The sequence below is a fragment of the Bradyrhizobium sp. CCBAU 25338 genome, assembly GCF_028128965.1.
GTDB classification, from domain to species: domain Bacteria; phylum Pseudomonadota; class Alphaproteobacteria; order Rhizobiales; family Xanthobacteraceae; genus Bradyrhizobium; species Bradyrhizobium liaoningense.
Map to the genome: position 1 here is coordinate 1 of NZ_LFKY01000003.1, position 4,948 is coordinate 4,948.

Genomic DNA, 4,948 nt, shown 5'->3' on the forward strand with positions numbered 1-4,948 from the left:
GGCAGCCTAACTCTGGCAGAAACTCCACTTATCGACGCGGAATTGCTGTTCAGACAACCGGGGCCAGCTCTTCCTGAACATCTTTGATGCACATTTCGTAGAGGCCAGGCATCAACGCTTCGATTGCCTCAAGCGTGGTTGCAACTTGCCGGAACTCCCTATTGACAACTTTTGAAGAGACGAAGATGCCGAGGTGCCCGATGTCGTCATGCACCATATAGATAATGTGTTGGCCGCGAACGCGGATCTCCTCCTCGTTCTCGTAAACATCTGTAATCCAATTCAGAGCCTGCTGGGGCGGCGTCACTTTGTCGCCATGGCTGGCAAACACGATGATCGGCGCGCGGATCTGCTTGAGATCCACGTGCTGACGCCCCGATCCCAGGTAGGCCATGTTCTTGCCGAGCCGGTTGCCGATGAACAAGTTTTCGAGAATCCAGCAGATCTCGTTTTCGTGCAGCAAGCAGAAGCTGCTCCACCACTTCTCGGTGGCAAGAAAGCTTTCGCGCGTCGTATCCACGTCGCGGAAAAGCTCGGCGTACTTTAGGAACAGCCGGCGCTCGGGATTGAGCATCTCGAAATTGTGTATGAGATTGGCTCCATCAAACATGCCCTGGCCAAGGTCGCACAGAAGCATCGGGATCCAGACTCCGCCGAATATGCCGGCAATGTAGCGGAAAGTGTTGTCGCCGATGTTTCCCGATACAGCCGTCACCGGTGATCCATTGATGACGATGGGTCCTGTCAAGTCAGGGTTTGTTGCGGCGAGAACGAGGGTCGCCCAGCCTGCTTGGCAGTTGCCGATAATGGCCGGCAGAGGCGCGCGCGGATGCCGGCGGATCACTTCTCGAACAAACGCCGCTTCCGCATAGGCCACATCAGAGAGTTGCTGATCCTGCTCCGGCTCGCGACGGAAGCTCACCAGATAAACCGGATGACCTTCGCGCAATGCGACGCCGAGCTGACTATCGTGCTCGTGAGCTCCCACACCCGCAGTGTGTCCCGCTCGTGGAGGGATGATAACAAAGGGCCGACGACGGGAGTAATCGACCGTAACATCTTGCGACGGGATGATGCGCAGCAATACGAAGTTGGACTTTACGGGAAGATCCCTTCCGTCCATGATCTTCTCGTACTCGTAGAAAAGAACCGGCGGACAGCCTGCCGCCTCATGTTCAAGGAAGAGGTCGCCGCTCTCTCGGAGAAGATCGATTAGCAATATAGCGCGCTCGCCCGCGTCGCGGATGTATTCACGCCAAGAAACGCCAAGCCGTCCATCGTCACGCAGGTTCCTCAGATCTTTGGCTAGACGTTCGCCGCTTGCCAAGAGCTCGGGTAGGCGTGTAAAGACCGTTTCGCAGCCGCGCTTGACCCGCAGTATCCAGGCAACTTGTAGAATGTTGATGGTCTTCGCGCCCTGTTGGCCCATGCGATCAGCGTAGATTCTGAATGGGCTGCGGGTGAGCGCGTGCTCGACTTCTGCACGTTGCGCTTCCATTGACTGGGCCAGGTTGGAGCGCTGGAACGAGTCAGACATGGCCTAACCTCCTCTGTTCTAGAGTCGATGCCGCCCCGTGATACTAAATTGCGCTGTGGTGCCGGATTGCCTATCGATGGCGTCTTTCATCCGGCAAACTGCTCGCAAGCGAGGTCAAAGTGTGACCAAGGAAGCGTAACCTCAAGAGGACGTTTTGCGAGCAGGGTGACTTTCCACGACGTTCCCAGATCTCTCGGTGCAAAGTCGATGCCAGGCATCTCGTTGCTGCCGGACGAAGGATGGCCAAGCAACTTCCGTCTTTCCTCTTCTGCTGCATAGCGTTTGTCCGATTGAGAACCAAGCTTGTCAGAGATCGGACGCTGTGGGTCGTCTTTGTTAGACAGCGACCTCGCATGCCTAGGGAGCATTCCCCGGGACCACCTATTATTTCAGATGGGTCCTGCTCAATCTTCCAAACTTTCGACCGGTCGCCCGTAGCCATCGCCTCAAATATGTTCGTCTCACACATGAGCGCTCAATCAGGAGGCGAGTTGGCACATTGGTTGCTATTACGGTCTATGACGACCTGGTCCGCTCAGCGCAGTCAGAGATTGCGCCTTCCAGAATGATCTCAAACATGGAGTTAGATCATGGCGAATGAGACGAGACTACCCGTCACCAGGAAGGCTAGTGAGCCCGCGTTTTTTCCTGAAGCATGGCGCCCACTCGAGGCATTGCGCAACGAGGTGGATCGCTTGTTCGAAGACTTCTTTGGCGGCGATTTCTGGCGCCGCTCGTTCCCCCCGCACGCTAGTCTTGGAAGGTCGGTTGCCAAGAAGGTCGCCGCAAGCCCCGCAGTGGATCTTAGCCTAGCCTAGGATTACCCCTAGGGCCTGCAGCCCTCGCCTTCGTCAAACAAGACGGTCCTCAATGGAGGAATACGATTGGTTGGCGAGTGTGGCCTGTTCGGAGTCGCACTCTGGGTTCCCCGGGGGCGGGCTCGTGTCCCCGGTTCAGCTCACCACTGGGTCGGTAAGGTGACAATCGCCTGAGCGCTGGATTCAGGCTGGAACGTGCCGTGCAAACAGCAATACTTCAATTACCTTATCTCGTAGGCTTATTTGTGCGAGCTCGGCTAGGATCGATAGTTTGCGAGGTACCTACGATCGTGCTCTAATCGCGGCATGCCACGCCCCGTTCGTCACCGCACGCGCACTGAAGCCGACAGCCGGCCGCTCTGTTAGCAGACGATTGAGCATAGCATCTCATAGGAAATATTACCGCCGCAAACCACGACGGCAACGTTCTGGCCAGCGTATCGCTCCGCCGTCTTCAGATAGCCGGCTACCGCCACTCCTGCGGCTCCTTCGATTGCCATCCTGTGGCCAGCGAGCACGAGCCGAATAGCGTCCACGATTTCGTTTTCTTGAACCAGGACGCACTCGTCTATGAGATCTCTAGCGTAATTGAAAGTGATGGCCCCACTTTCGATGCCGCCCGCAGTACCGTCCGACAATGTAGGGTTCTCGCACACATCCACTATTTTTCCAGCCTTTAACGCAAGATATAGTGCCGGGGAATTCTCAGGCCAGCAGCCGACGATCCGGAGCTCAGGATGGAGGGGCTTGAGATAACTAGCGATGCCGCTGATAAGGCCGCCGCCACCGACCGATACAAACACTGCGTCTAGCCTAGGGCATTGCCGCTCAAGTTCAATGCCAATGGTGCCCTGACCCACGATAACGTCTAAGTCATTATAGGGCGAGATGTATGTCCTATGTTGGACGACCGCGACTTCGCGCGCGTGCGCTTCGGAAGTAACAGCATCCGCGCCGAAAAACTGCAGCTTGACGGATTTGTACTGCTCAAGAGCGACGATCTTGGATTTCGAGGCAGTCGTGGGCAGAAATATGGTCCCGCGTGCCTTTAGCGCGGAAAGGCTATAGGCGACGCCAAGTCCATGGTTCCCCGTTGACGAGGCGATGACGCCTCGGGCGAGATCGTCTTTGGAGAGGGACAGGATCTTGTTGAGAGCGCCGCGGACCTTGAAAGATCCCGTGTGCTGAAGATTCTCGTACTTGAGCCACACCTCCCCTCCCCCGGACAAACCCGAAAGAATTGGGGAACGGTCGACGAAAGTCTCCCTCACGAGTGATCGGATGCGAGCTTCAGCCGCAACTATACGACCAACAAGGCTTGCGCCAGCGCCCTCAGGCATGCCCTTCTATCCACCACCAGTTCACAGCAACGTTCAGGCCGTGAGACCGAAGATAGTGCCACCACCCCTCGGGAATGTAAAGAATATCGCCACGACACAATACGCATTCGAAAGGCCGCGCGTTCAACAATCTCGGAAACCGATCGAGATCTGGAAGGCGAAGGTTTAAACGACTGAAGTGACGATGCTTAGGATGGTCATTATATGGGTAGAGATTCCTGCGATCCGCCGGCGGGAACAAGGTAATATGCTTACGACCGCTTATCATTGCATACAGGTTGTCGTAGGAATCGTAATGCAGCTTCGAGGCGTTACGGCCAATTCCCATCCATAAGTATGGAGGCCTCATTATCTTCGCGAGTGGGGCGAACGGCGGACGAACGACATCACCCACAAGTTCAGGGAGATACCGCAACGTATCAATCTGGGCGAGATAATAGGTCGTTTGACTGGCTACGTCGCCATAGAGCAGATAATCGACGAAGCGGCCGAAGGTCGAGTGGGTTTGATCTTTGCCAATTCGCTCTGGGACTGCGAACTCTTTGTCCGGAGAGAATTCGATGGGCACCCGCCTATGGCCTGCTGCTGCCTTTAAGTAGCCGGAGCTCCAACGTTCGATAGCCCCCAAGGTCAATGCCGCGCCTTTGATGACGACCGGAAGCGCCGGACGCACAAATCGTCGATAAAATTCCTCTGCACTCGGAGTAGCGATGCTTTCGATCGATTGCGCGGTCTCCAGCCACGCTCTGTTAACCACGGACGGATTCATGATCGCTCCTAAATTTGAACTCTGTCGCACCGAGTGGAGGAGTTTCGTCTATGACTTCATCACTGTGGCCGTTCTGCTTAAGGTCACGCCTATAAAGGATGTCCTGGTTCAGCTCTTCCGTGGCGTAGTGACCTCCAGAAACGGTTACTATCGGGGTCCTCCTCGATCATGCGAAGCAACAGCCGGCACATCGATTCTGGCGGTGAGAAGGATTCGCTTAGTCGCCTCGATGCGATGGCGGATGAAGTATTCCTCATGGAGATATGCGGTCGGACCTCCAAATTCAGGAGGAGGCCCACTCGCTTCTCGGATGGAGTGAGCACTGTACTACTTCACAATTCTAGACCGCCTGGAAATCGCGCCACCATCGGGCGGCCACCGTTCCCAGCTCACGCGCCACACGCGCTGCAAGTACAGCCATTTCACTCCCTTCGTCGCGTCAAACGCGCTGCACGATCAGCCCGCAGTTCCTCATTCCGCAACT

The 4,948-nt window shown here is 56.0% G+C and carries 3 protein-coding genes; all 3 read right to left on the minus strand.

Annotation, left to right across the window (positions count from 1 at the left end; all coding sequences use genetic code 11):
- Window positions 1–49 precede the first annotated feature (49 nt).
- The gene (locus ACM42_RS05220) at window positions 50–1,537 is read right to left on the minus strand and encodes a DUF3141 domain-containing protein (protein WP_050992088.1); all 1,488 of its coding nucleotides are present in this window, start codon (window positions 1,535–1,537) and stop codon (window positions 50–52) included.
- Window positions 1,538–2,717: 1,180 nt separating this feature from the next.
- Window positions 2,718–3,695, minus strand: a complete 978-nt coding sequence (locus ACM42_RS05225; RefSeq protein WP_050992087.1) for a threonine/serine dehydratase — start codon at window positions 3,693–3,695, stop codon at window positions 2,718–2,720.
- Window positions 3,688–4,464: a cupin-like domain-containing protein gene (locus tag ACM42_RS05230; protein ID WP_081494001.1), complete on the minus strand. Its 777-nt coding sequence runs from the start codon at window positions 4,462–4,464 to the stop codon at window positions 3,688–3,690. Before ACM42_RS05230 ends, ACM42_RS05225 begins: the two co-directional genes overlap by 8 nt.
- Window positions 4,465–4,948 lie beyond the last annotated feature (484 nt).

What these genes read in the sequence shown, in the direction of transcription:
- ACM42_RS05220 (WP_050992088.1), bottom strand. Translation starts at nt 1,537, where the DNA reads ATGTCTGACTCGTTCCAGCGCTCCAACCTGGCCCAGTCAATGGAAGCG.
- ACM42_RS05225 (WP_050992087.1), bottom strand. Translation starts at nt 3,695, where the DNA reads ATGCCTGAGGGCGCTGGCGCAAGCCTTGTTGGTCGTATAGTTGCGGCT.
- ACM42_RS05230 (WP_081494001.1), bottom strand. Translation starts at nt 4,464, where the DNA reads ATGAATCCGTCCGTGGTTAACAGAGCGTGGCTGGAGACCGCGCAATCG.